The sequence below is a fragment of the Bombilactobacillus mellifer genome (assembly GCF_000970795.1).
Classification (GTDB): Bacteria; Bacillota; Bacilli; order Lactobacillales; family Lactobacillaceae; genus Bombilactobacillus; species Bombilactobacillus mellifer.
Genome location: NZ_KQ034028.1, coordinates 361,109 through 384,669 on the forward strand (window position 1 = coordinate 361,109; position 23,561 = coordinate 384,669).

Annotated in this window: 26 protein-coding genes, 1 other RNA gene and 1 other annotated feature; of the genes, 22 read left to right on the forward strand and 5 right to left on the reverse strand. The window is 41.4% G+C overall.

Annotation, left to right across the window (positions count from 1 at the left end; all coding sequences use genetic code 11):
* Positions 1 to 22: 22 nt before the first annotated feature.
* Positions 23 to 2,107, reverse strand: a complete 2,085-nt coding sequence (locus tag JG30_RS01720) for a KUP/HAK/KT family potassium transporter (RefSeq protein ID WP_046315677.1) — start codon at positions 2,105 to 2,107, stop codon at positions 23 to 25.
* Positions 2,108 to 2,252: 145 nt separating this feature from the next.
* On the reverse strand, positions 2,253 to 4,301 hold the full coding sequence (locus JG30_RS01725) for a KUP/HAK/KT family potassium transporter (RefSeq protein ID WP_046315678.1): 2,049 nt from the start codon (positions 4,299 to 4,301) through the stop codon (positions 2,253 to 2,255).
* 229 nt (positions 4,302 to 4,530) lie between these two features.
* Between JG30_RS01725 and JG30_RS01730 the strand changes: the two genes are divergently transcribed.
* Positions 4,531 to 5,532 (forward strand): serine hydrolase domain-containing protein, encoded by a 1,002-nt coding sequence (locus tag JG30_RS01730; RefSeq protein WP_046315680.1) that lies wholly within the window; start codon positions 4,531 to 4,533, stop codon positions 5,530 to 5,532.
* Between the two features lie 55 nt (positions 5,533 to 5,587).
* On the opposite strand, the gene JG30_RS01735 is transcribed toward JG30_RS01730, so the two are convergent.
* From JG30_RS01735 to JG30_RS01745, 3 genes are all read right to left on the reverse strand, one after another.
* Entirely contained in the window at positions 5,588 to 6,925 is a 1,338-nt protein-coding gene (locus JG30_RS01735) for a C1 family peptidase (protein ID WP_046315682.1), read from the reverse strand.
* Positions 6,926 to 6,996: 71 nt separating this feature from the next.
* Positions 6,997 to 7,683: a ribose-5-phosphate isomerase RpiA gene (rpiA, locus tag JG30_RS01740; protein ID WP_046315684.1), complete on the reverse strand. Its 687-nt coding sequence runs from the start codon at positions 7,681 to 7,683 to the stop codon at positions 6,997 to 6,999.
* Complete coding sequence (locus JG30_RS01745; protein WP_046315687.1) at positions 7,680 to 7,982, reverse strand: GNAT family N-acetyltransferase; 303 nt, start codon at positions 7,980 to 7,982, stop codon at positions 7,680 to 7,682. The genes rpiA and JG30_RS01745 overlap by 4 nt, the downstream gene beginning before the upstream one ends.
* A gap of 76 nt (positions 7,983 to 8,058) precedes the next feature.
* On the opposite strand from JG30_RS01745, the gene JG30_RS01750 reads away from it, so the two are divergent.
* From JG30_RS01750 to recR, 21 genes are all read left to right on the forward strand, one after another.
* Positions 8,059 to 8,607 (forward strand): dCTP deaminase/dUTPase family protein, encoded by a 549-nt coding sequence (locus JG30_RS01750; protein ID WP_046315689.1) that lies wholly within the window; start codon positions 8,059 to 8,061, stop codon positions 8,605 to 8,607.
* Positions 8,608 to 8,672: 65 nt separating this feature from the next.
* Complete coding sequence (gene radA, locus JG30_RS01755; RefSeq protein WP_376856570.1) at positions 8,673 to 9,998, forward strand: DNA repair protein RadA; 1,326 nt, start codon at positions 8,673 to 8,675, stop codon at positions 9,996 to 9,998.
* A 69-nt stretch (positions 9,999 to 10,067) separates the two neighbouring features.
* Entirely contained in the window at positions 10,068 to 11,558 is a 1,491-nt protein-coding gene (gene gltX / locus JG30_RS01760) for a glutamate--tRNA ligase (RefSeq protein WP_046315693.1), read from the forward strand.
* Between the two features lie 64 nt (positions 11,559 to 11,622).
* The gene (gene cysS, locus JG30_RS01765; protein WP_046315695.1) at positions 11,623 to 13,035 is read left to right on the forward strand and encodes a cysteine--tRNA ligase; all 1,413 of its coding nucleotides are present in this window, start codon (positions 11,623 to 11,625) and stop codon (positions 13,033 to 13,035) included.
* Positions 13,032 to 13,445 (forward strand): Mini-ribonuclease 3, encoded by a 414-nt coding sequence (locus JG30_RS01770; protein ID WP_046315698.1) that lies wholly within the window; start codon positions 13,032 to 13,034, stop codon positions 13,443 to 13,445. The genes cysS and JG30_RS01770 overlap by 4 nt, the downstream gene beginning before the upstream one ends.
* Positions 13,426 to 14,193 (forward strand): 23S rRNA (guanosine(2251)-2'-O)-methyltransferase RlmB, encoded by a 768-nt coding sequence (gene rlmB, locus JG30_RS01775; RefSeq protein WP_046315699.1) that lies wholly within the window; start codon positions 13,426 to 13,428, stop codon positions 14,191 to 14,193. Before JG30_RS01770 ends, rlmB begins: the two co-directional genes overlap by 20 nt.
* A 1-nt stretch (position 14,194) precedes the next feature.
* Positions 14,195 to 14,722, forward strand: coding sequence for an NYN domain-containing protein (locus JG30_RS01780; RefSeq protein WP_046315701.1), 528 nt, complete (start codon positions 14,195 to 14,197; stop codon positions 14,720 to 14,722).
* Between the two features lie 93 nt (positions 14,723 to 14,815).
* Positions 14,816 to 15,400, forward strand: coding sequence for a sigma-70 RNA polymerase sigma factor region 4 domain-containing protein (locus JG30_RS01785; RefSeq protein WP_046315703.1), 585 nt, complete (start codon positions 14,816 to 14,818; stop codon positions 15,398 to 15,400).
* A gap of 54 nt (positions 15,401 to 15,454) precedes the next feature.
* Positions 15,455 to 15,604 (forward strand): 50S ribosomal protein L33, encoded by a 150-nt coding sequence (gene rpmG / locus JG30_RS08860; protein ID WP_084616631.1) that lies wholly within the window; start codon positions 15,455 to 15,457, stop codon positions 15,602 to 15,604.
* Between the two features lie 16 nt (positions 15,605 to 15,620).
* Entirely contained in the window at positions 15,621 to 15,797 is a 177-nt protein-coding gene (gene secE, locus JG30_RS01790) for a preprotein translocase subunit SecE (protein ID WP_376856531.1), read from the forward strand.
* Between the two features lie 104 nt (positions 15,798 to 15,901).
* A complete protein-coding gene (gene nusG, locus JG30_RS01795; protein ID WP_046315704.1) occupies positions 15,902 to 16,447 on the forward strand; it encodes a transcription termination/antitermination protein NusG in 546 nt (181 codons plus the stop codon).
* A 115-nt stretch (positions 16,448 to 16,562) separates the two neighbouring features.
* Entirely contained in the window at positions 16,563 to 16,988 is a 426-nt protein-coding gene (gene rplK, locus JG30_RS01800; RefSeq protein ID WP_046315706.1) for a 50S ribosomal protein L11, read from the forward strand.
* A gap of 98 nt (positions 16,989 to 17,086) precedes the next feature.
* Entirely contained in the window at positions 17,087 to 17,770 is a 684-nt protein-coding gene (gene rplA / locus JG30_RS01805) for a 50S ribosomal protein L1 (protein ID WP_046315708.1), read from the forward strand.
* Positions 17,771 to 17,790: 20 nt separating this feature from the next.
* Positions 17,791 to 17,906 (forward strand) — a sequence feature (ribosomal protein L10 leader region).
* 24 nt (positions 17,907 to 17,930) lie between these two features.
* On the forward strand, positions 17,931 to 18,437 hold the full coding sequence (rplJ, locus tag JG30_RS01810) for a 50S ribosomal protein L10 (protein ID WP_046315710.1): 507 nt from the start codon (positions 17,931 to 17,933) through the stop codon (positions 18,435 to 18,437).
* Positions 18,438 to 18,467: 30 nt separating this feature from the next.
* Positions 18,468 to 18,836: a 50S ribosomal protein L7/L12 gene (rplL, locus tag JG30_RS01815; protein ID WP_046315712.1), complete on the forward strand. Its 369-nt coding sequence runs from the start codon at positions 18,468 to 18,470 to the stop codon at positions 18,834 to 18,836.
* A gap of 161 nt (positions 18,837 to 18,997) precedes the next feature.
* Entirely contained in the window at positions 18,998 to 19,672 is a 675-nt protein-coding gene (locus tag JG30_RS01820) for a L,D-transpeptidase (protein ID WP_052725160.1), read from the forward strand.
* A gap of 25 nt (positions 19,673 to 19,697) precedes the next feature.
* Positions 19,698 to 20,309, forward strand: a complete 612-nt coding sequence (locus tag JG30_RS01825; RefSeq protein WP_046315713.1) for a class I SAM-dependent methyltransferase — start codon at positions 19,698 to 19,700, stop codon at positions 20,307 to 20,309.
* Positions 20,290 to 20,787, forward strand: coding sequence for a nucleoside deaminase (locus tag JG30_RS01830; RefSeq protein ID WP_282433253.1), 498 nt, complete (start codon positions 20,290 to 20,292; stop codon positions 20,785 to 20,787). Before JG30_RS01825 ends, JG30_RS01830 begins: the two co-directional genes overlap by 20 nt.
* A 48-nt stretch (positions 20,788 to 20,835) precedes the next feature.
* Positions 20,836 to 20,922: signal recognition particle sRNA small type (ffs, locus tag JG30_RS08775), an RNA gene on the forward strand.
* A gap of 175 nt (positions 20,923 to 21,097) precedes the next feature.
* On the forward strand, positions 21,098 to 22,819 hold the full coding sequence (gene dnaX / locus JG30_RS01835) for a DNA polymerase III subunit gamma/tau (protein WP_046315714.1): 1,722 nt from the start codon (positions 21,098 to 21,100) through the stop codon (positions 22,817 to 22,819).
* A gap of 138 nt (positions 22,820 to 22,957) precedes the next feature.
* Positions 22,958 to 23,557: a recombination mediator RecR gene (recR, locus tag JG30_RS01840; protein ID WP_046315715.1), complete on the forward strand. Its 600-nt coding sequence runs from the start codon at positions 22,958 to 22,960 to the stop codon at positions 23,555 to 23,557.
* Positions 23,558 to 23,561: the final 4 nt, after the last annotated feature.

The window sequence follows — 23,561 nt, forward strand, 5'->3', positions numbered from 1 at the left end:
CCTTAACTGACCCAGAGTTTTTTTAATCGTCATCTGTTTCGTCTTCGTCCAGCTCATCGTTAGTATAGTTGATAATGGGTTCGCGTTTGACCAAGCGTAAGCGATCTGAGCGCATGCGCCCTAAAGCTAGCGGTACGCGTTCTTCGATCACATCGCTATAAGAAAGGCCAAACCAAATGGCCGGAGTGACCGTATATTTTTGTAACCAAAGCCGCGCTTGGATGATATTCTTTTTTAAATTGTCCAATTGCGTATCGGGGGAGAGCACTTCTTGAATTAAGACAAATGTAAAATCGCCCACGCTCCGATCAGGAATCGTGGTATATTGTTGCGGTTGCCGCGGTAGTTCCCCTTTAATCATCATTTCATTAATAATTTGCCGCAAAAAGAGGTTAACTTTTTGTTCCATCCGAAATCCCAGATACAATTGAACATTAACCATATAATTCGTGTTATAAGTATCAACACTATAAGCGGTCGTATAAGGATTGTCCGTTACATTAACGGTCACAAACCAGTATACTTGGGCTCTTTTAGGACGTTTGTCCAGAATGGAATATAAAATATCTTTTTTAATTTTGTAACCATTATGCACATGGGTTAAATAAACTAAATTGGTAGCATATAAGGGCATACTTTGATCTTGGCTGAGATTTTTCAGTTGGTTTTTATAGGCTAAAAGCGAAACATACTCCCGGTGAAAAGTATTATCGTTTTTAAGCAATTCTCCATAATGCCAAATGATCATAATCATAATGATCACCAAAGCAATTCCCAATGTAACGTAGCCGCCATGCAGGTATTTAATACTATTTGTGATCAAAAAGATAGTTTCAATACTAAAAAAGAAAATCACAATTAACTTAGCAAAAAATTTATTGAAGTTGCTGGTGGCTAACCAAGCGTTTAACAAGATGGTGGTCATAATCATCGTAATCGTAATTTCCAACCCATAAGCTGCAGACATTCGTGCGGAAGTTTGAAAGAAAATAACAATACCTAAACAGAGGATCCAAATAATATTGTTGACCGCCGGAATATAAAGTTGACCTTTAAAATTGGTCGGATAAACCATTCTCAAACGCGGTAAAATTTTTAATTTAGTAGCTTCGGAAACCAAAGTATACGAACCGGAAATTAAGGCCTGCGAAGCAATAATCGCCGCCATCGCTGCCAAAAAGGTCATCGCTAAACGAAATTGTGATGGAATCATCGCAAAGAAAGGATTTAAACCATCCATTTGTTGAAATAAGGGCTGATCTTTAATTTGGTTGATCCACACGGCTTGACCTAAATAATTAATTAATAAACAGATTTTGACATAGGGCCAACTACCATAAATATTATTGCGCCCCACATGACCCATATCAGAATAAAGAGCTTCTGCACCCGTTGTAGCCAAAAAGATGCTGCCTAAAATGAAAAGCCCATTTTTATTTTGGGGACTGAATAAGGTTTGCACCGCGTACAAAGGATTTAAGGCCCGCAAAAAACTCCAATCATCAGCGAGGCGGTATAAACCGATTAAGGCCAAGCACGTAAACCATAACATCATGATCGGGCCGAAAGCGCGGCCAATGGCTTCTGTCCCAAAACGTTGAATAAAAAAAAGAATAGATAAAATGATGACTGTGACTAAAATGACGGTTTTTTGGTTATGAATCCACACACTATTAAAAATAGTGACACCTTTTAAACCTTCAATGGCCGTCGTCACGGTGACTGCCGGCGTCATCATCCCATCGGCTAAAAAGGTGGCCCCGCCGATCATCGCCGGAATAATCAACCATTTAGCTTTTTTACGGACTAAGGTATATAAAGCAAAAATTCCACCTTCACCATGGTTATCCGCGCGCAGAGCAATCAAGACGTATTTGGTGGTGGTGACAATAGTTAACGTCCAAAAAATTAACGACACGGAGCCTAAAATAAAATCTGTAGAAATATTTTGTAAGCCACCGTTACCACTAATCAAGGCGGCCATGGTGTACATCGGTGAAGTACCAATGTCGCCGTACACGACCCCAAGCGCCACGATAATCCCGGCCAGAGAAAGCCGGTTATTAGTGCTTGGTTTGTGATTTATCAGGGAACTTTTCCACTTCATAGTTATTAGTCACGAATCCTTCAAAGTGATTTTGAATTCATCATATCACGACCATTCTTCTAAAACTAGATTTATAACAAACTGGCGGTTGGAAAACAACGCGGGATAATCCCAGAAGCTATGCTTTCAGATGGATCCTCCAGGATCACTCCGACTGATTGGTGTTGGTAGATTGAACTTGCCGTTTTAAGCGTAAACTGGTGGAATTGAGCTGCCCCAAAATCACCGGTACGCGTTCCAAAACCACTTCACTATACGACAACCCAAACCAATTAACCGGACTGATGGTGTATTTTTTTAACCACAGCCGCGCTTGAATTAGATGCTTTTGCCAATGATCTAATTGGGTATCTGGGGATAGGATTTCTTGAATCAAAACAAAAGCAAAGTCTCCCACTTCCCGATTAGGAATAGTTGAATATTGTTGCGGCTGGCGGGGCAATTCACCGCGTAACATCATTTCATTGACAATTTGTTTTAAAAATACCGAGACTTTTTGCTCGATCCGAAAACCTAAATAGAGTTGAACATTAACCATATAATTAGTGTCGTAAGTATCAACACTATAAGCAGCGGTGTAAGGATCATCAGTGACATTGACCGTGACAAACCAGTACACTTGGGCGCGTTTGGGACGTTTATCCAAAATAGAGTAAAGAATGTCCTTTTTTATATGGTTGCCCTTTGACATTTTAGTTAAATAAACTAAATTAGTAGCATACAAGGGTAAAGTCTGATCTTGACTTAAATCATGCAGTTGTTTTTTATAAGCCAAGATAGAAACATAATCTTGATGAAACGTATTATTATTTTGATAAATTTCCCCGTAGCGCCAGATAACCATAATTACGACTAACAGCGTTGCGGCCGTGAAGGTGACATAGCCGCCTTCAAAAAATTTGACACTATTGGTTAATAAAAAGATGCCTTCAATGACTACAAAGAAGCCAATAATCAAATCAGCCAAAAAAGGTTTTAGTTTGGTAGTATGTAGCCAAAAACTTAACAAAATGGTCGTCATAAGCATAGTGATCGTGATGACCAGACCATAAGCGCTGGACATTTTGGCTGAACTTTGAAAATACAGCACCACTAAACTGCATAATATCCATAGAATTCGATTAATAGCGGGAATGTATAATTGCCCTTTAGAGTTCGTTGGATAAATCACTTGTAAACGCGGTAGAATTTTTAATTTGGTAGCTTCGGAAACTAAAGTAAAAGAGCCGGAAATTAAAGCTTGCGACGCAATGATGGCGGCCAGCGCTGCTAAAAGGATCATAAAAAGACGGTAATGAGCCGGAACCATGGCAAAGAAGGGATTTAAATTGTGATCTTGGAGATACAAGCGCGAAATTTTAATTTGATCGAGCCAGACGGCTTGGCCTAAATAATTTAATAATAAACTGACTTTCACATACGGCCAGCTGCCATAGATATTATTGCGGCCGACGTGTCCCATATCCGAATACAAGGCTTCAGCACCAGTCGTGGCCAAAAAAATACTGCCCAAAATAAAAAGGCCATTACGATTTTGGGGATCACATAATATGCGCACGGCATATGCGGGATTTAAAGCTCGTAAAAAAGACCAATTACCAGCCAAACGATATAACCCAAACCAGCCTAAAGCGGTGAACCATACAAACATAATGGGGCCGAATGCTTGACCAATCTTAGCGGTACCAAAACGCTGAATTAAAAACAGCCCGGAAAGAATAAGAATGGTGACCACTATGACGGTATGCTGATTGGCAATCAACACATGCCGCCCCAAAGGAATGCCTTTGAGGCCTTCAATCGCGGTCGTAACAGTGACCGCTGGAGTCATCATCCCATCTGCTAAAAATGAGGCGCCGCCGATCATCGCCGGAATAATTAACCATTTGGCCTTTTGCCGCACCAAGGTATATAAGGCAAAAATCCCACCTTCACCTTGGTTGTCTGCCCGCAGCGCAATGAGCACGTATTTGACCGTCGTAATGATCGTTAAGGTCCAAAAAATCAACGAAACTGACCCTAAAATAAAAGTAGTAGAAATATGGCGTAAACCCCCGTTGCCGTTAATCAGCGCTGACATAGTATACATCGGTGAAGTACCAATATCTCCATAGACCACGCCTAGTGAAATTAACAGTCCAGCAGCAGATAATTTGGTAGCAGTGGAGGCTGGGTGTAAATTATTTTTGTCCACATTAATTACTTCCCTATACTTCTTGAGACTTCCAGTATAAGATGATGAGAGTATTTAACATCATTTCTAAATAATTTTCAACAATAATCAGAATAAAGAGTAAAAAATGTTGGACTATTAATACTTTCGTTTTAAGAGTGTAAAGGTTAAAAGTATGCAACAAAAATTCAAAAAAGCTCTATATGTATTCTTAATAAGTAGTTCTATTTGCCTGTGGAGTAGTAGTTTCGTGCAACCTGTACAAGCAGTCACCTTAATGCCGGCTGCGCAAAGCGAAGTCCAAAATTATCTTCAAAAAAATGCCTTTAGTGGAACTTTGTTGATTATTCGGCACCAACGGCCTTTGTGGATCGTCAACCAGGGCTTTGCTAATTTTGCACAACAAAAACCGACCACAATTCGATCGGTTTATCAATTAGCGTCGCTGCAAAAATCGGTCACGGCCACTTTAGTCATGAAAGCGCAAGAACGCCATAAATTACGCTTAACCAATACCTTAGCCCAGTATTATCCGCAAATACCCCAGGCCCAAAATATAACTTTGTGGAACTTAATTCGGATGGAATCGGGTCTGGACACCACTGCCCAGCTGCCGCCCAATTTGCGGGGGGCGCAATTAGATCACTTTTTGCAACATAAATTGCAAGCCATACCGCGATATCGTAATGTTTGGCATTATAGCGATTATAATTACGTTTTATTGGCCCGGATTTTAGAAAAAGTTTACCACCGGTCTTATGCGCAGATTTTTCAACGGGAAATCAAACGCCCCTTACACTTGCACCACACCGATGTCCGCTCTAATTTTCATCGCCAAACAGAAGCTGCAACGGCTTATGCCTATGATAACTATCAAACTGGTTTTTCCCAACCTTTAAAATTAGATGAACGGCAACTGCATTCCGAATCAGGGGCCGATCAATTGTATTCCACCGTTTATGAATTTTATCGCTTGCAGGCAGCCATCGTCCAAGGAAAAATTATTCGGCCTGCCGATGTGATCATGTTGCGGACTCCCGGAGTAGCTAGTCTGTACAATGGTGGGGTTTACAATGTGAAACCTGAACATTTCTTTTATGCCCGGGGCGTCGATCAAGGCTTTGACGCCGCTTTTGCGATGGCCGATTCCGGCAAAGACGCTGTAATTTTATTTAGTAATCGCCATAATCCCCATGGCGATAATTCTAATAAAATGGTCCAAATCATTTATCGGAAAGTTTTTGTGCAATAAAAAAAACGACCAGCGTTTGATGAACGGTGCTCGTTTTCTAAGATTCTGATAATGATTAAGCTAAAGAGCCCATTGGATCCCAAGGTGCGAGGACATGTGCGCTTGCTTGATCGTAAATTTGATTTAACTCATCAGACAGATATTGTTTATTAATGACTAATTGATAGACAAATTGATCAAACCAGGCGTCACTCATGACAAAATAACCTTTGGTGCCCACTTTTTCGCCCCAAGAGTTTTCCACTTTCCATTTGCGTGGTTTGCCTTGGTCGTCCAAATCCACACCGGTCAATACCATTGCGTGATTCATCAAGCTTTCCGCATAATCTAAGCGTTGCGCCTTGGTTAAGTTGAAGTCGATATTAAAGAGACTTTGCAGATCATAGATATCTGTATCTAAAATGCCGCTTTGGCGTTCCGCCATTTGGGACACGTCACTGCCAAACCAGACAGCTTCACCATTTTTTAGTTGCTTAATAGCCGCTTCTTTGAATGTCTTTAAATCTAAGTTCAAATGGCGTACTTGTCGACCGCCGACTACGTTGCCTAACATTTCCACCGTATAAACTTCATTGTACGGTTTGTCAGCTGTCGGTGAATTGATCGTGGAAATATATTGACTCAAATCCATATCAATATATTTTTGATAGAAGGTCAAAGGGGTGAGGTCATGTTCTGTGTGATAAACTTGATCGTCATCCCGATAAGACCAGTCAAATTTAACTGGTGGCTGACCTAAAGCCAAAACTAAAATTCGATAAACTTCACTGAGCATTTGTTCTTTATGGCTTTGTACTTGGGTTTCCGGGGCCTGGTCATTCACTAATTGCCGCAATTGAATGGCATCTTTGCGTAATTTTAAGTTTAATACTTTATTTAAATCAGCCGAATTCGTGCGATTAGCTGTATCGGGCATCACACTTTTGGGAACGACTCCATATTTGTCAAATAAAGCACAAACTAAATCCCATTGGCCGCCATCTTGTTGGGGCGTAGCCAATAAGAAATCCACTTTGCGATCACCTAGTGGCAACGCCGCCGTTTTAATAATATTTTCATAAAAGTAATTGGATTTTTCTAATTTATCCCAAAAGAACATGTAACTTTCTGACAATTCAAAATCTTTAAGTTTGAATTTGTTTTGCATAGGGTGGCGCAAAGTATTTAAAGCTGCAAAAATCCAGCACATTCCTGAACGCTGTTGGTCAGCGACTTTACCAGTATCTAATTCGATGGAAAAAGTGGGGCTCATGGCTGCTTGTGATTTGAGGGTCAGACTAGATTTGAAAATCCCGTTGTGGGCGACACTATTTTGTAAAGCAGGAGCTGCCGGTAGTTTTTGCAAATCGGCTTGGAACTGGTTTATTGCTTGTGGATCAATAGCTTGAGTCATAGAATTCCTCCTTGAAAAATAAAAAAAGTTTAATTTGAATTTAACGGAAAAATCAAGTCGCGTCTAGTGCTTTAGCGAATATTCTCAATAATTTGTGGTCCGTTGGCAGTGCCTACAATGACGGTATTCACAATATCCAAAAACAGACCGTGTTCGATAATTCCGGTTTGATGATCTAACCAATCTGCTAAAAGATGCGGATGTTGCAGCTGGTCTAAGTGCAAATCAAAAATATAGTTATGCATATCGGTTAACACCGGTTGACCCTGATCATCCATCCGCCACTGCGGATGTAAATTTTCTGCCTCCAAACGTTGCAATAATTGTTGATGACCAAACGGAATCACTTCCAGTGGGATGCCAAAAGCTCCTAATTGTTGAACTTGTTTAGATTGGTCAACAATCCATAAATTGCGTTGCGAGTTTAAGGCCACAATTTTTTCATAGGTTAACGCTGCACCACCACCTTTAACCCCTTGAAATTGAGTATCAATTTCATCGGCACCATCAATAGTCAAATCAATGTGGTCTACTTGATCTAGTGGTAACATGTTGATGCCGAGCTTTTTTGCCTGATCCCAAGTGCGTTGGGAAGTGCTGACACAGTTGACAGTTAAATCACCGGCTTGCACGCGTTTGCCTAATTCTTCGACCATGTAATAAACTGTGGAGCCGGTTCCCAAGCCCACAGTCATATGATCTTGAATAAAATCAACTGATTTAATACCGACAGCTTGTTTTAATTGATCTTGCTTCATTTTTTTTGCGCTCCTTTAGACACTGGATGGTACCATAATTTTTGAAAAGTCGAGTTTTGTTCAAACATTTTATGTGCAAAAGGACAGACGGGAACAATTTGGTAATGATGTGACTTTGCCCAATTAACAAAGGTGCTTACTAACTGCGTGGCAATTTGCTGTCCCCGATAGGCGGGGGCTACAAAGACTTGATCAATACTAACAATGTCAGCTGCGAGTATAGTATAGGTTAATTGGGCCAGTAACTGATCGTGTGCATCGGTCTGAAAAAAGCGACCAGGTTCGTGGTTAAATTCCAACAATATATCCTCCTGCCCTCATAAAGTTTGCTATAATTGATTTTACTATATTTATCTATAATAAGGAGTATTTTCAGTGAAAAAACGGGGATTTGAAGTGGTTTCACGCTATCAACAAGAAGACATTCGGTTACCACAACGCCAAACGCGCGCAGCTGCCGGCTATGATCTGGAGGCCTCGGAAGATTTTGTAGTGCCGACTATTTGGCGACAACCCCTAGCGCAAGTTTTAGGTAGTTATTTGCATTCTGCTTTGAAGCGGGAGAATTTTTTTGAACAGGCTCAAAAAGTTTTGCAACCTGTGTTAGTGCCGACAGGCTTAAAAGTTTACATGCCGTCCCAAGAGGTCTTATTATTAGTTAGCCGTTCGAGCGGGCCGTTGAAACGTGGTTTGGTGATGCCCAATGCAGTAGGGGTTATTGATGCCGATTATTACAATAATCCCCATAACGAAGGTGAGATTTTTGTTCAAATGTTGAATTTCTTTCCACGGGATCGAGTAATTCACAAAGGTGAGCGGATTTGTCAGGGCATTTTTGTGAATTACTTGGTGACGGATCAAGAGCTAAAGGAGGCTCGAGCCCCCGAACGTCAAGGAGGCTTTGGCTCTTCAGGTTTATTTTAGGAGGTTTTATGGCGAAGACTAAATCGCATTTTGTGTGTCAAAATTGTGGTTATGTTTCCCCGCGGATGTTGGGGCGTTGTCCAAATTGCGGAGCTTGGAATCAGTTTGTGGAAGAATTAGAACGACCTAAAGCAAAAGTTCCACAAGCGCAGTTGTCCCATAGTGTTCCCCAACCTACAGCGTTAACAAAAGTAGCATTTGATGAAACACGGCGGATTGTCACGGGCTTATCTGAGCTCGATCGTGTTTTAGGAGGAGGATTAGTCCCCGGTTCTCTCATTTTAATTGGTGGCGATCCCGGAATTGGCAAATCAACTTTGCTGCTGCAAGTGTCTGGACAGTTAGAGCAGACGGGCGGTCGCGTATTATATGTTTCGGGTGAAGAAAGTCCTTCGCAGATTAAATTGCGGGCTAATCGATTACATGTGAGTGGTCAAAATATTTTTCTGTATGCGCAAACGGATATGAATATCATTCGCCAAGCCATTGCACAGCAACAACCAGATTACTTGATTATTGATTCCGTTCAAACCATGAATGAACCGGAATTATCCTCGGCAGTGGGTAGTGTCGCGCAAATTCGCGAAGTAACTGCGGAATTAATGAATATTGCAAAACAGCAGGGCATTACGATTTTTGTCGTCGGGCATGTAACCAAAGGCGGAGCTATTGCCGGACCGAAGATTTTAGAGCATATGGTAGACACAGTGTTATATTTCGAAGGTGATTTGCATCATAATTATCGCATGTTGCGCTCCGTGAAAAACCGCTTTGGTTCGACTAATGAAATTGGCATGTTTGCGATGCATAATGATGGCTTACAAGAAGTCAGCAATCCTTCCGAAATTTTTTTAGAAGAGCGGTTAGCTAATGCGACCGGTTCCGCTGTGGTTGTCTCTATGGAAGGCACTCGGCCGATTCTAGTAGAAATTCAATCTTTGATTACCCCGACCCTTTATGGTACCGCCAAACGCACAACCACGGGCCTCGATCATAATCGCGTATCCGTTATTATGGCGGTGTTAGAGAAACGGGCCAATATCTTATTGCAAAATCAAGATGCCTATTTAAAAGCTACGGGAGGCGTGCGCTTGGATGAACCAGCAATTGATTTAGCAATGGCGTTGGCGATTGTATCCAGCTACCGCAACAAAGGCTTGCCTGCTCAAGACTGTTTCGTGGGAGAAATTGGTTTAACCGGTGAAATTCGCCGAGTTAATTTAATTGAACAGCGAATTAAAGAAGCCGCTAAATTAGGCTTTCGTCGAATTTTTATTCCGGCTAATAATCAGTTATCGGCTGATGAACAATATAAGATTGAAATTATTGGGGTTCATACAATTGTTGAAGCGATCAAAAAAGTTTTTGAAAATTCGGCAATAACCCTTTGATTTTTGGCCAACAGCGGGTAAGCTGGTAAAGGTAAGTACTAAAAGTTTATCAAGAAAGAGGATCTTGTTTTGACTGAACAAAAAATTAGAGTTCGTTATGCTCCGAGTCCCACGGGTCATTTGCATATTGGTAATGCACGAACAGCATTATTTAATTATTTGTTTGCCCGCCATAATAAGGGTACCTTTGTGATTCGAATAGAAGATACTGATCAAAAACGCAATGTTGCTGGTGGCGAACAAAGCCAATTAGAGAACTTAAAATGGTTGGGGATTGATTGGGATGAAGGTCCGGATATTGGCGGTAATTATGGTCCTTATCGGCAATCTGAACGCGGGGAGATCTACCAAAAATATATTCAACAATTACTAGATCAAGGCGCGGCTTATTATTCTTATGAGACTTCCGAAGAATTAGAAGCCCAAAGAGAAGCGCAAAAAGCTCGTGGTGAAATGCCGCATTATGAATACGAATTTGCGGGATTGAGCGAAGAAGAAAAACAAGCAAAAATTGCGGCCGCTAAAGCTAAAGGTTTAAAACCAGTAGTCCGGATTAAAGTGCCTAAAGATAAGATTTATCAATGGGATGATCTGGTCAAAGGCCCAGTCCAGTTTGATTCCGATACAATTGGCGGTGACTGGATTATTCAAAAACGCGATGGTATGCCGACATATAATTTTGCGGTAGTCATCGATGATCATCTCATGGAAATTAGTCATGTGTTACGTGGTGATGACCATGTGGCTAATACGCCGAAACAATTAATGATTTATGAATACTTAGGCTGGCAAGCCCCCGAATTTGGGCACATGAGTTTGATTATTAATAGCGAAACCGGTAAAAAATTAAGTAAACGTGATGAAAGTGTTCTGCAATTTATTGAGCAGTATCGGCAACGGGGTTACTTACCGGAGGCAATGTTTAATTTTATTACTTTATTAGGCTGGTCACCTGTGGGTGAATCTGAGATTTTTACCCGGAAGCAATTTATTAAACAGTTTGATCCTCGGCGTCTCAGCAAATCGCCGGCCGCTTTTGACCAAAAGAAATTAGAATGGGTCAATAATCAATATGTGAAAGCGGCTGATTTGAGTCGGGTGGCCGATTTGGCTTTAGCCAATTTAATTGATGCCGGCTTAATTGAACCTCAGCCAAGTTTGTCCACTATTGAATGGGCGCGGGCGTTGGTGTCCTTATTTAAGGATCAAATGAGTTATACGAATCAAATTGTCGAATTATCTCAAATTTTCTTTAACGATCCTAAACAACTGGACGCTACAGAAATGGCGGAACTGCAAAAAGACGAGGCTTTGCCGACTTTATTGGCATTTGAAAAACATTTGCGCCAGTTGCAACGCTTTACCGCGACGCAAATTATGCAAGCTATTCAAATGACACGCCAAGAAACGGGAGTCAAAGGGCGTAAATTGTATATGCCAATTCGGATTGCGATTACACGCTCAATGCATGGTCCCGGCATTGGAGAAGCAATTGAATTGTTAGGTGCCACTAAAGCACAACAGCATCTGACAGAAACTTTACAACAATTACAGCAATAAATTTTAAAGCACAGCGGGTGAGTGATTGTCAACAGCTGTGCTTTTTTACAAAAGAGGTGGTCCAATGGTTTTACGTGTATTTAATACTTTAACCCATCAGAAAGAAGAATTTCGGCCCTTAGAGGCACCTAAGGTCACCATGTATGTTTGTGGCCCCACGGTCTATAATTATATTCATATCGGCAATGCCCGCAGTGTAGTAGCGTTTGATACCATTCGACGGTATTTGGAATACCGGGGCTTTGAGGTGAATTATGTTTCCAATTTTACCGATGTGGACGATAAAATTATTAAAGCAGCCCAAGAACAGCAGCTCACTTGTGAACAAATCGTCGAAAAGTACTTGCGGGCTTATTATCAAGATATTCAAGCCCTCAATGTGCAGCCGGCGACTTTAAATCCGCGGGCGACGGAAAATATGCCGGAGATTATTACTTTTATTGAAGATTTAATAGCCAAAGGCTATGCTTATGCCAGTGCAGGTGATGTCTATTTTCGGGCCCGTAAATTTGCCAACTATGGACAGTTGTCAAAACAAGCCGTGGATGATTTAGAACAAGGAGCTAGTCAGCGGATTAATGCGGCTGATACTGTCAAAAAAGAAGATCCCATTGATTTTGCTTTATGGAAACATGCGGCTTCTAACGAAATTTCATGGGATTCACCTTGGGGATTAGGACGTCCGGGCTGGCATATTGAATGTTCCGTGATGGCTATCAAATATTTAGGGCCTACTATTGATATTCATGCCGGGGGCGAAGATTTAATTTTCCCGCATCATGAAAATGAAATTGCACAAAGCGAAGTGCATACGGGTCAAAAATTTGCCCGGTATTGGTTGCATAATGGCTTCGTGACGATTGGCTCTGATAACGAAAAAATGAGCAAATCCCTGGGGAATTTCATAACGGTTCATGAATTATTACAGCAAGTAGATCCCCAAGTTTTACGGTTGTTACTGGCTGCCACGCAGTATCGCCATCCTTTGCAATACAGTGATGCCAGTCTGGATGATGCACAAACGAACCTCCAGCATTTACAAACGGCCGCGAAAAATTTGAATTTCCGCTTGCAGGATTCGCAGACTACGGCTTTTGATGAGGGTATCGAGCAACAATTAACCCAGTTAACTCAGCAATTTACTGCTCATATGGACGATGATTTTAATGTGCAAAATGGGTTGAGCGATGTCTATGAATTAATGCGCTTGATTAATCGGTATAGTCAACAAGCGCAGATTAATTTTGACAATGCCCGCCATTTGTTGGATCGTTATGCCCAATTATTGGCGATTTTTGGGATAACTTTAAAATTTGACTATGAGGTTAATGCCCAAGTGGAAGAATTAATCCAACAACGGGAAGCAGCGCGAGCTAATAAAAATTTTGCCCAAAGTGATCGCTTACGGCAACAATTACGGCAAATGGGAATTATTTTAGAGGATACGCCACAAGGAACGCGGTGGCACAAAGAATGATCGATTATCAACAATTAAACGGAACGACTTTAGCTTATTTAGGAGATGCAGTTTGGGAAGCCTATGTTCGACAGCATCTGTTACAACAAGGTTTAACCAAAGTTAATAGCTTACAGCGCCGGGCTACTTATTTTGTCTCAGCCAAATCGCAAGCGGCCTTAGTCGCTTTAATGCGGGCAGATGATTACCTTACGGCGGATGAATGGGATATTTTTCGGCGGGGCCGGAATGCCAAAAGTTATACCCATGCGAAAAATACGTCGATCCAAACTTATAATATTTCCACAGGGTTTGAAGCAGTTTTTGGCTATTTACAAATTAGTGGTCAAAGTTCCCGGCTGCATGAGTTGGCCACGTGGTGTTTAAATCAAGTAGAGGCAGGTCGTTGTAATGCATACCATTTCCAATAAGGAATTGCCTGAGGTGGTTTTTGGGATTCATGCGGTGCAGGAGTTATTAAAGAGTGATCAAGCCCTGCAAAAGGTAAATAAAGTTTATCTGCAAAAAAATTTGCACAGTGGATCTTTGACCCGGATTAATCAGCGGGCGCAGGCCTTACATTTAGTGGTCCAAGCAGTTCCCAAAAATAAACTAGACGACCTAAGTGACCACGGTAATCATCAAGGAGTGGTGGTCACGGTCAGTCCGTTTGCGTATGTGGAATTAGACACTTTGCTTGAGCAGTTACATGCTAATCAACAAGAGCCGTTTTTTTTAATTTTAGATAATTTAAATGATCCGCGCAATTTTGGCTCTATTTTACGCACTGCGGATGCCGTCGGGGTTAATGGAGTTATTATTCCCAAACGTCGGGCGAGCGGTGTCACGGGCTTAGTAGCTAAAACCGCTACGGGAGCCATAGAACATTTACCTATTGTGCGCGTGACCAATTTAGTTCAGACGATTCAACAATTAAAGGCGGCGGGCATTTGGATTTTTGGAACGGATATGACTGGAACCGATTATCGCCACTGGAATGCCCAAGGACCCATTGCCTTAGTCATTGGTAATGAAGGCAAAGGACTTTCAACTTTAGTCAAACAGCAGGTAGATCAAATGCTGACTATCCCGATGATCGGACATGTGCAGAGTTTGAATGCTAGTGTAGCGGCTGGAATTTTGCTCTATCAAGCTTTCACCAGTCGGAAAGTTAATTAACATGAAAAAACAGATTTTGATCGTTGACGGTTACAATGTCATTGGGACGTGGCCGCAATTAAAAAAATTAAAAAGTCAGGACCATTTAGAAGATGCCCGTGATCAATTATTGGCAATTTTAGCTAATTATCGGAAATTTTTTGAAGGGCAGATTATTGTAGTCTTTGATGCAATGTATGTGCCGGGAATCAAAGAACATTTTAATAAGTGGGACTTAGATGTGATTTTTACACCGGAAGATATGACGGCGGACACGTATATTCAAAATTTAAGTGAAAAATTAAATACGATTACCAATCAAGTGACCGTCGTCACGTCCGATCAGGCCGTCCAATGGACAATTTTTTCCCGCGGCGCAATTCGGATCCCTTCTTATGAGTTATATCGGCGGATCCAGGAAATGAAGCGGGAATTAAATCTGGAAAGCAAAGAACATCACGATCGTAGTATTCAGCGGACCACCCCGTGGCGGGATGATCAGTTGGAAGAATTAGCGCGCTTGCGTGATGAATTGTCAAAAAAGCCATAATGAAATCGCTTGTAATTAAACATTTGTTCGCTTATCGTTGGAAAAGCTTTTTGTTATCATGAAGATAGTGTTTGTTGATCCGAAAGGAGCAACATGGCAAATAAAGGTTTAATTGAGCAGGAATTACGGTGGATTGACCAAGTGAAACAAGATAAGTGCTCGTGGTGTTTAGAGTGCTTATTCAATAAATATCGTCCCCTTGTCGAAAACTTGCGCCAAATTTATCACTTGCAGCTATTTGATCGTGATGATTGGTATCAAGAAGCGCTTTTGGTCTGTTATGAAACATGTTTAATTTTTAATGCGGCCCGCGGTTCGAAATTTGGCAGTTTTTATAAGTTACGTTTACAAAATCGAATTGCCAATTTAATTCGCCAACAATTAGCCTTTAAACGTCGTTCGAATGTGGCGGCCTTGTCCTTTGAACATTTATTAGATTTAGATCCGGATTTGGAAGGCTGGCTACGTCCTGCTATGTCACCTTTATATATTGAAGAAATTGTCGAAACCAAACGTTACGTGCAACAATTATCTCCTGTGGAATTACAGAGTTTGCGCATTGTATTAGGCCAATGTTCGCTGGAGCAGGCTGCCCAGCGTTCAATTTATTCCACGGCCCAACTGCAACGAGCCATTGGCCGTTCGCATGGTAAACTCAGACTTTTATTATGTGGTTAAACGATTGACACCTTTTTGTGAGTCGGTTATAGTAGCAAGCAGGTGGACTATTTTATGAAAGCTAAAAAAATCACTTTACAATGTAGTATTTGCGGGGCACACAACTATCATCCCATCAGAAACACTGAGCATACAGAGCGGATGACAATCAAAAAATACTGCCCGCATTGCCGACGTCATACGATCCATCAAGAAACCCGCTGAGAAAGAGATTATGATCATGAAATTTTTAAGAGAAGTTATCGCAGAAATGAAGTTAGTGGAATGGCCCACTTTAAAAGAAAACCGTCATGATACAACAACGGTAGTTCTAACATCGATCTTTTTTGCTATCTTTTTGGGAGCCTGTGATTGGATTTTCCAAAAATTATTTACAACTTTTGTGACTCACCGTTAATTGATTGGATTGTGTATTAAATAAAATTTTGTTACAATTTATTTGTGATGGGAAACTTCGTGGAAACGAGGTTTTTTTATTTGGAAAGAATAAGGAGAAAAACAATGGCCGATCCAAAACAAAAAATGTGGTATGTGTTACATACTTATTCAGGATATGAAAATAGTGTCAAAGATAATTTAGAATCGCGTGCAAAATCGATGGGCATGGAAGATTATATTTTTCAAGCGGTGGTTCCCGAAGAAGAGGAAACCGAAATCAAAAATGGTAAAACTAAAACAGAAATGAAGAAAACTTTTCCGGGTTATGTCTTAGTTGAAATGGTCATGTCCGATGAGTCCTGGTTTGTTGTCCGGAATACACCGGGAGTGACCGGATTTGTCGGCAGCCATGGTGCCGGGAGTAAACCCGCACCATTATTGCCGGAAGAAGTAGAGCATATTTTAAATGGAATGCAGCAGGCTAAGCCCAATTATGAATTAGATTTTGAAAAAGGCGAAACAGTTAAAATTATGGACGGCGCGTTTGCAGGACTGGAAGGAAAAGTGACACATCTGGACCAAGAACATGGCAAAGTCAAAGTGGAAGTCGATATGTTTGGCCGCTTAACAGAAACGGAACTAGATTATCATAATTTACAAAAAGCTTAGTTGAAGAGTGCGTTAAATTGTGCTATATTGTTTAAGTATGTCATCTGACATACTTGTGGGAGGGAAAATTAGCTTCCCATCTTAACCACATCACGGACTTAAGGAGGTATGTACCGTGGCTAAAAAAGTTGCCAATGTGCTTAAATTGCAAATTCCAGCTGGAGCAGCAACTCCAGCACCTCCAGTCGGGACTATCTTAGGACCTGCTGGAATTAATATTGTAGATTTTACCAAAGACTTTAATGCGCGTACGGCTGATCAAAAAGGCATGATTATCCCTGTGGTGATCACCGTCTATGAAGATCGTTCATTTGATTTTGTAACGAAGACTCCGCCTGCAGCCATTTTATTGATGCAAGCGGCCGGAATTAAGAAGGGTTCCGGTAATCCTCGCGATGAAAAGGTCGGTAAAGTAACGCAAGATCAAGTACGTGAAATTGCCGAGACAAAATTAAAAGATTTAAATGCTAATGATGTTGATGCTGCTATGAAAATGGTAGCAGGTACTGCTCGCAGTATCGGTCTTAGTGTCGAAGAATAACAGCAGTTTTCAACTCAAAGTGACGAACAAGCACGGGCTTGTTAAAGTGGGAGGGGCAATACCCCATTGGACCACAATCGCAAGGAGGAACAAACGACGTGGCTAAACATGGAAAAAAATATTTAGCAGCTGCTAAACAAGTAGATGCTCATAAATTATATGAACCAAAAGAAGCAATTGAACTATTAAAAAAGATTGATTATGCAAACTTCGACGCAACCATTGAAGTAGCGTATAACTTAAATTTAGATACTAAACAAGCCGATCAACAAATTCGGGGTGCCATGGTTTTACCAAATGGTACCGGTAAAACTCAGCGCGTAGTTGTGTTTGCAGACGGTGATCAGGCTAAACAAGCTGAAGCTGCCGGTGCAGACTTTGTGGGCGCAGATGATTTAGTTGATCGCGTTTCTGACGGTTGGTTGGATTTTGATGTGGCAGTAGCCACACCAAAAATGATGGCCAAAGTAGGACGTTTAGGGCGGATTTTAGGTCCTAAAGGATTAATGCCGAATCCGAAGACAGGCACCGTAACAATGGATGTGCAAAAGGCTGTGGAAAATATCAAAGCCGGTCAAGTAGCTTATCGGGCCGATGCGCAAGGCTTAATTCACGCACCATTGGGTAAATTATCCTTTGAAACCGATAAATTACTCGAAAACTTTGCAGCTTTCAATAGTATGGTCTTAAAAGCTCGTCCGGCTACTGTTAAGGGCCAATTTGTAAAGACAGTCAACTTAACTTCAACTTTTGGTCCGGGCGTGAAAGTTTCCTTTGACTAGTTCTTTAATTAATGGTACTTTATTACAAGTAAAACCTACCTAAGACTCAGGTGGCCTTGTCCTTAATATCCTGCCGAGGCTAGATGCTGATAAATCAGGCATTGCGTCGGTGACGCAGTGCCTTTTAATTTAGGTGGAATAATAATGGAGGTGAAATGGGATGAAAGAAGCAGTTTTGAAGGCCAAGCAAGATTTGGTTGACGAAATGGCGGATAAGATGCAACGTGCCGAATCAGTGATTGTAGTCGATTATCTAGGCTTGAATGTAGATCAGGCCACGGAGTTACGGCGTCAGTTACATGAAGCCGACGTAGAATTCAAAGTGGTTAAAAATTCGATTTTGAGCCGTGCTGCTCAAAAAGCCGGATTTGCAGAATTAAACGATACTTTTGCTGGTCCGACGGCGGTGGCTTTCTCATACGAAGATCCAATTATTGCAGCCAAGACAATTTCTAAATTTGCGGAAAGTGCTACAGTTTTAGAAATTAAGGGTGGTATGATTGAAGGCAAAGTGCAAACTTTAGATAAAATCAATGAATATGCACATATGCCAAGTCATGATGAATTATTAGCAACCTTAGCTTCGATGTTGAAAGACCCTGTACGTAAAGTGGCTTATGCAGTACAAGCGATTATTGATAAACAAAATGATTCTGACGCTGCGTAATTGTTAAAATAAACCATTGGAGGAATAAAAATGGCTTTTGATAAAGATAAAATTATTGATTCGCTCAAAGAAGCAAGCATTTCCGATTTAAACGATTTAGTAAAGGCAATTGAAGAAGAATTTGATGTTTCAGCTGCTGCTCCAGTTGCTGTAGCTGGTGCTGCAGCCGGTGGTGAAGCTGAAACTAAAGACGAATTTGATGTTGAATTGACAGAAGTTGGTCAAGAAAAAGTTAAAGTTATTAAAGCAGTTCGGGAAATTACCGGCTTAGGCTTGAAAGACTCCAAAGACTTAGTTGATAAAGCACCTTCTGTTGTTAAAGAAGGCGTAGCTCAAGCTGATGCTGACGATATGAAAGCCAAATTGGAAGAAGTTGGCGCAACAGTTACATTGAAATAATTGCAATTTATCGTTAAGATTTAAGGGTAATCAGTTCGTGATTACCCTTTTTTTTGTTATCATTATAATAATAGTTCGATCAGAGATGTTTTCTTGCTTATGGGCGATGTTCCTGGATAATTAGCGCTGTAAGTAATATTTTAGGGGTTAGGTAAATACCCATGAAAGAACAAAAATCACTAGCAGCATTCCTTTTAATCAATTTAGTTATGTTAACTTTAGCCATTATTCCTGTCATAGCTGATTACAGTTCTTTTCAAGTGCTCCTGAAGTCGGAACAACTAGCCCAGCAGGCACAGCAGCCAACCCATCAGGCGGCTGTCAAGCATCGCTCTGTCACAACTGCGCCCAATTCTCGTCGAATCCGTGACTCTCGTTTCATGCGGCAGCCCATGAATTGGCGTTTATCTTCGCAAGTGACTCCTTATCCTGATCTCAAGAAATATCCGCAACTGTGGATCAAAGTTTCTTTAGCTAAACAACGGGTCTATTTAATGAACCAGCAGCATTTATTATATGAGATGTACGCTTCTACGGGGGCTAATCGGCCGGCTATGCAAACTCCGCGGGGAACTTACTACATTCAACATGAACGCGGAACTTTCTTTTATAGTCCCCGCGAAAAAGAAGGTGCGTATTACTGGGTATCCTGGTTAAATCATGGGGAGTATCTATTTCATTCCACCCCGACGGATCTGCAAGGGCATTATTTAGAGTCGATTGCTCAGCAATTGGGACGCAAAGGAACCTCCTACGGCTGTATTCATCTCACCGTTGCGGATGCTAAATGGTTTTATCAGAATATTCCCTATCGCACGAAAGTCGTGATCCAATAATTAATAGTTAAAGTGAGGCAATAACTTGGCAGAGCAATATTTTACAGCACACCCAACAGCACAACATGATCAACACACTTTTGATTTTACTTTACGGGGTCAGGTATTCCATTTTCTCACTGATAGTGGCGTTTTTGCCAAAGGGACCATTGATTATGGCACACGAGTTTTATTACAAACTCTGGATTTTGACCAATTGCCTGAGGGTCCCATTTTAGATTTAGGTTGTGGCTATGGGCCTATTGGCTTAACGGTTGCCAGTGAACAACCGCAACGGCCAGTGGATTTAGTAGATATTAACCAACGGGCTTTGGAGTTAGCCCGCCAAAATGCTCGGCAAAATCAACTCACGAATATTCGGGTGTTTGCCTCTGATAGCTATCAACAAGTGACCATTACCGATTATGCCGCCATTTATACAAATCCGCCTTTACGTGCCGGCAAAGTGGTCGTTACTACGATGATTACACAAGCCAAGGATCATTTACAACTCCAAGGCCAATTCTGGTTAGTAGTTCAGAAAAAACAAGGCGCACCTTCTTATCAAAAAATTATGCAGCATACTTTTGGCAATGCGCAAATTATGAAACGAGATAAAGGATACTATATAATTAAAAGTGTTAAGACCGAAAACTAAAGATTTATATACCACTGAGCAATTAAACTTTTATATGAACCAGGCTCTCGTAACGGCCCAACAAGCGGCGGCCCAACAGGAAGTACCAATCGGAGCCATCATTGTAGATAATTTGACGGGACAGATCCTGGCACGCGGGGCTAACGAGCGTGAACATCAGCAAAACCCCTTAGCCCATGCGGAAATCTTAGCTATTCAAGCCGCTTGTCAACAATTGGGCAGCTGGCGCTTGGAACATCATTCTTTATTTGTAACCTTGGAACCTTGTGCCATGTGTGCCGGCGCCATTATTAACAGTCGGATTACAAATGTGATTTATGGCGCAGCCGATCCCAAAGCCGGATCAGTGGAGTCGTTAGTTAATTTATTTGCCTTACCTTACAATAGCCGCCCAGATTATCAAGGGGGTATTTTAGCACCAGCCTGCAGTAAATTATTACGCGATTTTTTCCAAAGAATCCGCCATCAGCAGCGCTAAATAGTTGCTAAAAAATGATAGATCGGTTACAATTAACCATGGTCGTTAGACCAGAGGCAATGGTGGACTTACGAATCGTGTCAGGTTCGGAAGAAAGCAGCACTAAGTATGTTCTGTCATGTGCCTTTTATATGACAATTGAGACTCTTAGCTAATTAGCTAGGGGTTTTTTATTATTTTGATTTCGATAAAAAGTACTTGCAACCTAAAGCTCATTTTAGGAAGCAAAACCGTTATAATAAAAATTAAATGTATCCTTATGTATGTGTCGGGAAAAATCTCACAATCTTAGATCAAAAGGAGCGATGCTATGGCTTATCAAGCTTTATATCGTGTATGGCGTCCGCAAAAATTCAGTGAAGTGATTGGGCAAACGGCCATTACGCAGACGCTACGTAATGCAGTGGCTACGAAGCAAGTCAGTCATGCGTATTTATTTACGGGACCGCGTGGTACCGGTAAAACTTCTTGTTCCAAAATTTTAGCCAAAGCAGTCAATTGTCAAAATCCACAGGCAGGTGAACCGTGTAATCAATGTCCAATTTGTCAAGCTATTAATGATGGCAGTCTCAGCGATGTTTTGGAAATTGACGCTGCTTCCAATAATGGTGTGGAACAAATTCGCGATATTCGCGAAAAAGTTAAATATGCTCCCACACAGGCGGAATATAAAATTTATATTATTGATGAAGTACACATGTTGTCGACAGGGGCCTTTAATGCCTTATTAAAAACTTTGGAGGAGCCCCCAGCCAAAGTAATTTTTATTTTAGCAACCACCGAGCCGCAAAAAATTCCGGCGACTATTATTTCACGGACACAGCGCTTTGATTTTCGCAGAATCACGGCTGTGACTATTTTTCAGCACTTAGAAGACATTTTAAATCAAAAACAGATAACCTATGACGCCCAGGCGCTGCGCATTATTGCGCAAGCAGCAGAGGGTGGGATGCGAGATGCGCTTAGCATTTTGGATCAGGCATTGGCTTTACCACCTGATAATTTGACAGTGGAGAATGCATTACAAGTAACTGGGACATTAGATAAGCAACAATTGGAGTCATATTTTCAAGCGGTGAGTGAACAGCAAACGGCGGTGGCTTTAGAAGCCTTACATCAGATTATGGCGAGCGGCCGCTCAGCCAAGCGTTTTGGTGAGGCCATTATTGAAGTTTGTCGGGATTTATTATTAGTGAAAACCGACCCGCAGCTCTTGGATGATTTTGCTCAGACCTTAATATCGCCCAAGATTTTAAATCTCCAATCCGCCTTCTCTAATGAACAATTATATCGGCTCATTGATGTTACTTCCCAAACGCAACAGCAATTAAAAACAGCGGATCAACCGTTACTCTACTTGGAAGTGTTGACGGTCAAATTAATTGAAGTACTCCAAACACAAGCGAAGACAACAACACAGTCCATGGCCTCAAAAGTGCAGCACTTACAAACAGAAGTGGAGCAATTGAAGCAAATGGTCAAAACCTTACAAACAGCACCACCAAAGACAACAACTGCGGCTAGTGCACCGACTAATTCAGCTCAAACTGCTTCAGCTAAGAAACCCCATGCTAAAGTTCAAGTGGATCGAACGAAGATCAATCATATTTTGCAAACGGCTACCCGTCCGGCGTTACAAGCAGTCCAAGAAGTATGGCCTGATTTAATGAATATGTTAAGTGTTACTCAACGTGCAATTATGAAAGTGTCCAAACCGGTTGCGGCTAGTGCTGATGGGATTGTGGTGGCTTTTGATTATGCGGTTTGGTTTGAACGGGTCATGAGTAATCAGGAAATGTTGACAATGTTAAAAGTCAACTTGGATAAACTCTTAGCTAATCAAGCCGATGTCGTACTTGTGGCGGCCGAAGACTGGCCACAACTGCGGCAAGATTTTTTAAAACATCATGACTTGACCAAAGCACCAACGTCTGCGAATAATGCTTCTACTAACGATTCAACAGCCAACGATCTGGTGACACAAGCGCAAAAATTATTCGGTAAAGAGGCAGTCGAAGTTAAAGCCGATTAAAATTTTCTCCCGAACACGACTGTTAGCCGGCAAGCCAGCTGGATATGGACAAGCTGGTAGCAGATAGGACGCGCTAACAGAGAAGCTTCCATTTATCATGGAAAAGAAGCAGAATTTTAGGAAGTGAAAGTATAAAATATGCAGTATCCTCAAGCGATCACGCAATTAATTGATTCATATATGAAATTACCCGGCATTGGTGCCAAAACAGCGACCCGGTTAGCTTTTTTTACTATCGATATGGATGATGCGGATGTGCAAGAATTTGCCCAAAGCTTGCAAGCAGTGAAGACCCAATTAACTTATTGTTCTATTTGCGGCAATATTACAGACATTGATCCTTGTCTAATTTGTACGGATCCGCATCGGGATCAGTCACAAATTCTGGTAGTCGAACAACCTAAAGATATTATGGCATTAGAAAATATGCACAGCTATCAGGGGCTGTATCATGTTTTAGGCGGCGTCTTGTCACCAGTCAAAGGCGTTGGTCCTGATGAATTGAAGATCAAACTTTTGGTAGAACGACTCAAGAAAAGTAAGCAAGTGCAAGAAGTTATCGTTGCTACTAATGCCACACCGGAAGGAGAGGCCACCGCGATGTATTTGGCTAAATTAATCAAACCTGCCGGTATTAAAGTCACACGCTTAGCACACGGACTGGCAGTAGGAGCGGATATTGAATATGCCGATCAAATGACTTTAAAACGAGCCGTGGAAGGGCGGCAACAATTATAAGCTA

What these genes read in the sequence shown, in the direction of transcription:
- JG30_RS01720 (WP_046315677.1), bottom strand. Translation starts at nt 2,107, where the DNA reads ATGAAGTGGAAAAGTTCCCTGATAAATCACAAACCAAGCACTAATAAC.
- JG30_RS01735 (WP_046315682.1), bottom strand. Translation starts at nt 6,925, where the DNA reads ATGACTCAAGCTATTGATCCACAAGCAATAAACCAGTTCCAAGCCGAT.
- rpiA (WP_046315684.1), bottom strand. Translation starts at nt 7,683, where the DNA reads ATGAAGCAAGATCAATTAAAACAAGCTGTCGGTATTAAATCAGTTGAT.
- radA (WP_376856570.1), top strand. Translation starts at nt 8,673, where the DNA reads ATGTTGGGGCGTTGTCCAAATTGCGGAGCTTGGAATCAGTTTGTGGAA.
- cysS (WP_046315695.1), top strand. Translation starts at nt 11,623, where the DNA reads ATGGTTTTACGTGTATTTAATACTTTAACCCATCAGAAAGAAGAATTT.
- JG30_RS01770 (WP_046315698.1), top strand. Translation starts at nt 13,032, where the DNA reads ATGATCGATTATCAACAATTAAACGGAACGACTTTAGCTTATTTAGGA.
- rlmB (WP_046315699.1), top strand. Translation starts at nt 13,426, where the DNA reads ATGCATACCATTTCCAATAAGGAATTGCCTGAGGTGGTTTTTGGGATT.
- JG30_RS01780 (WP_046315701.1), top strand. Translation starts at nt 14,195, where the DNA reads ATGAAAAAACAGATTTTGATCGTTGACGGTTACAATGTCATTGGGACG.
- JG30_RS01785 (WP_046315703.1), top strand. Translation starts at nt 14,816, where the DNA reads ATGGCAAATAAAGGTTTAATTGAGCAGGAATTACGGTGGATTGACCAA.
- rpmG (WP_084616631.1), top strand. Translation starts at nt 15,455, where the DNA reads ATGAAAGCTAAAAAAATCACTTTACAATGTAGTATTTGCGGGGCACAC.
- secE (WP_376856531.1), top strand. Translation starts at nt 15,621, where the DNA reads ATGAAATTTTTAAGAGAAGTTATCGCAGAAATGAAGTTAGTGGAATGG.
- nusG (WP_046315704.1), top strand. Translation starts at nt 15,902, where the DNA reads ATGGCCGATCCAAAACAAAAAATGTGGTATGTGTTACATACTTATTCA.
- rplJ (WP_046315710.1), top strand. Translation starts at nt 17,931, where the DNA reads ATGAAAGAAGCAGTTTTGAAGGCCAAGCAAGATTTGGTTGACGAAATG.
- rplL (WP_046315712.1), top strand. Translation starts at nt 18,468, where the DNA reads ATGGCTTTTGATAAAGATAAAATTATTGATTCGCTCAAAGAAGCAAGC.
- JG30_RS01820 (WP_052725160.1), top strand. Translation starts at nt 18,998, where the DNA reads ATGAAAGAACAAAAATCACTAGCAGCATTCCTTTTAATCAATTTAGTT.
- dnaX (WP_046315714.1), top strand. Translation starts at nt 21,098, where the DNA reads ATGGCTTATCAAGCTTTATATCGTGTATGGCGTCCGCAAAAATTCAGT.
- recR (WP_046315715.1), top strand. Translation starts at nt 22,958, where the DNA reads ATGCAGTATCCTCAAGCGATCACGCAATTAATTGATTCATATATGAAA.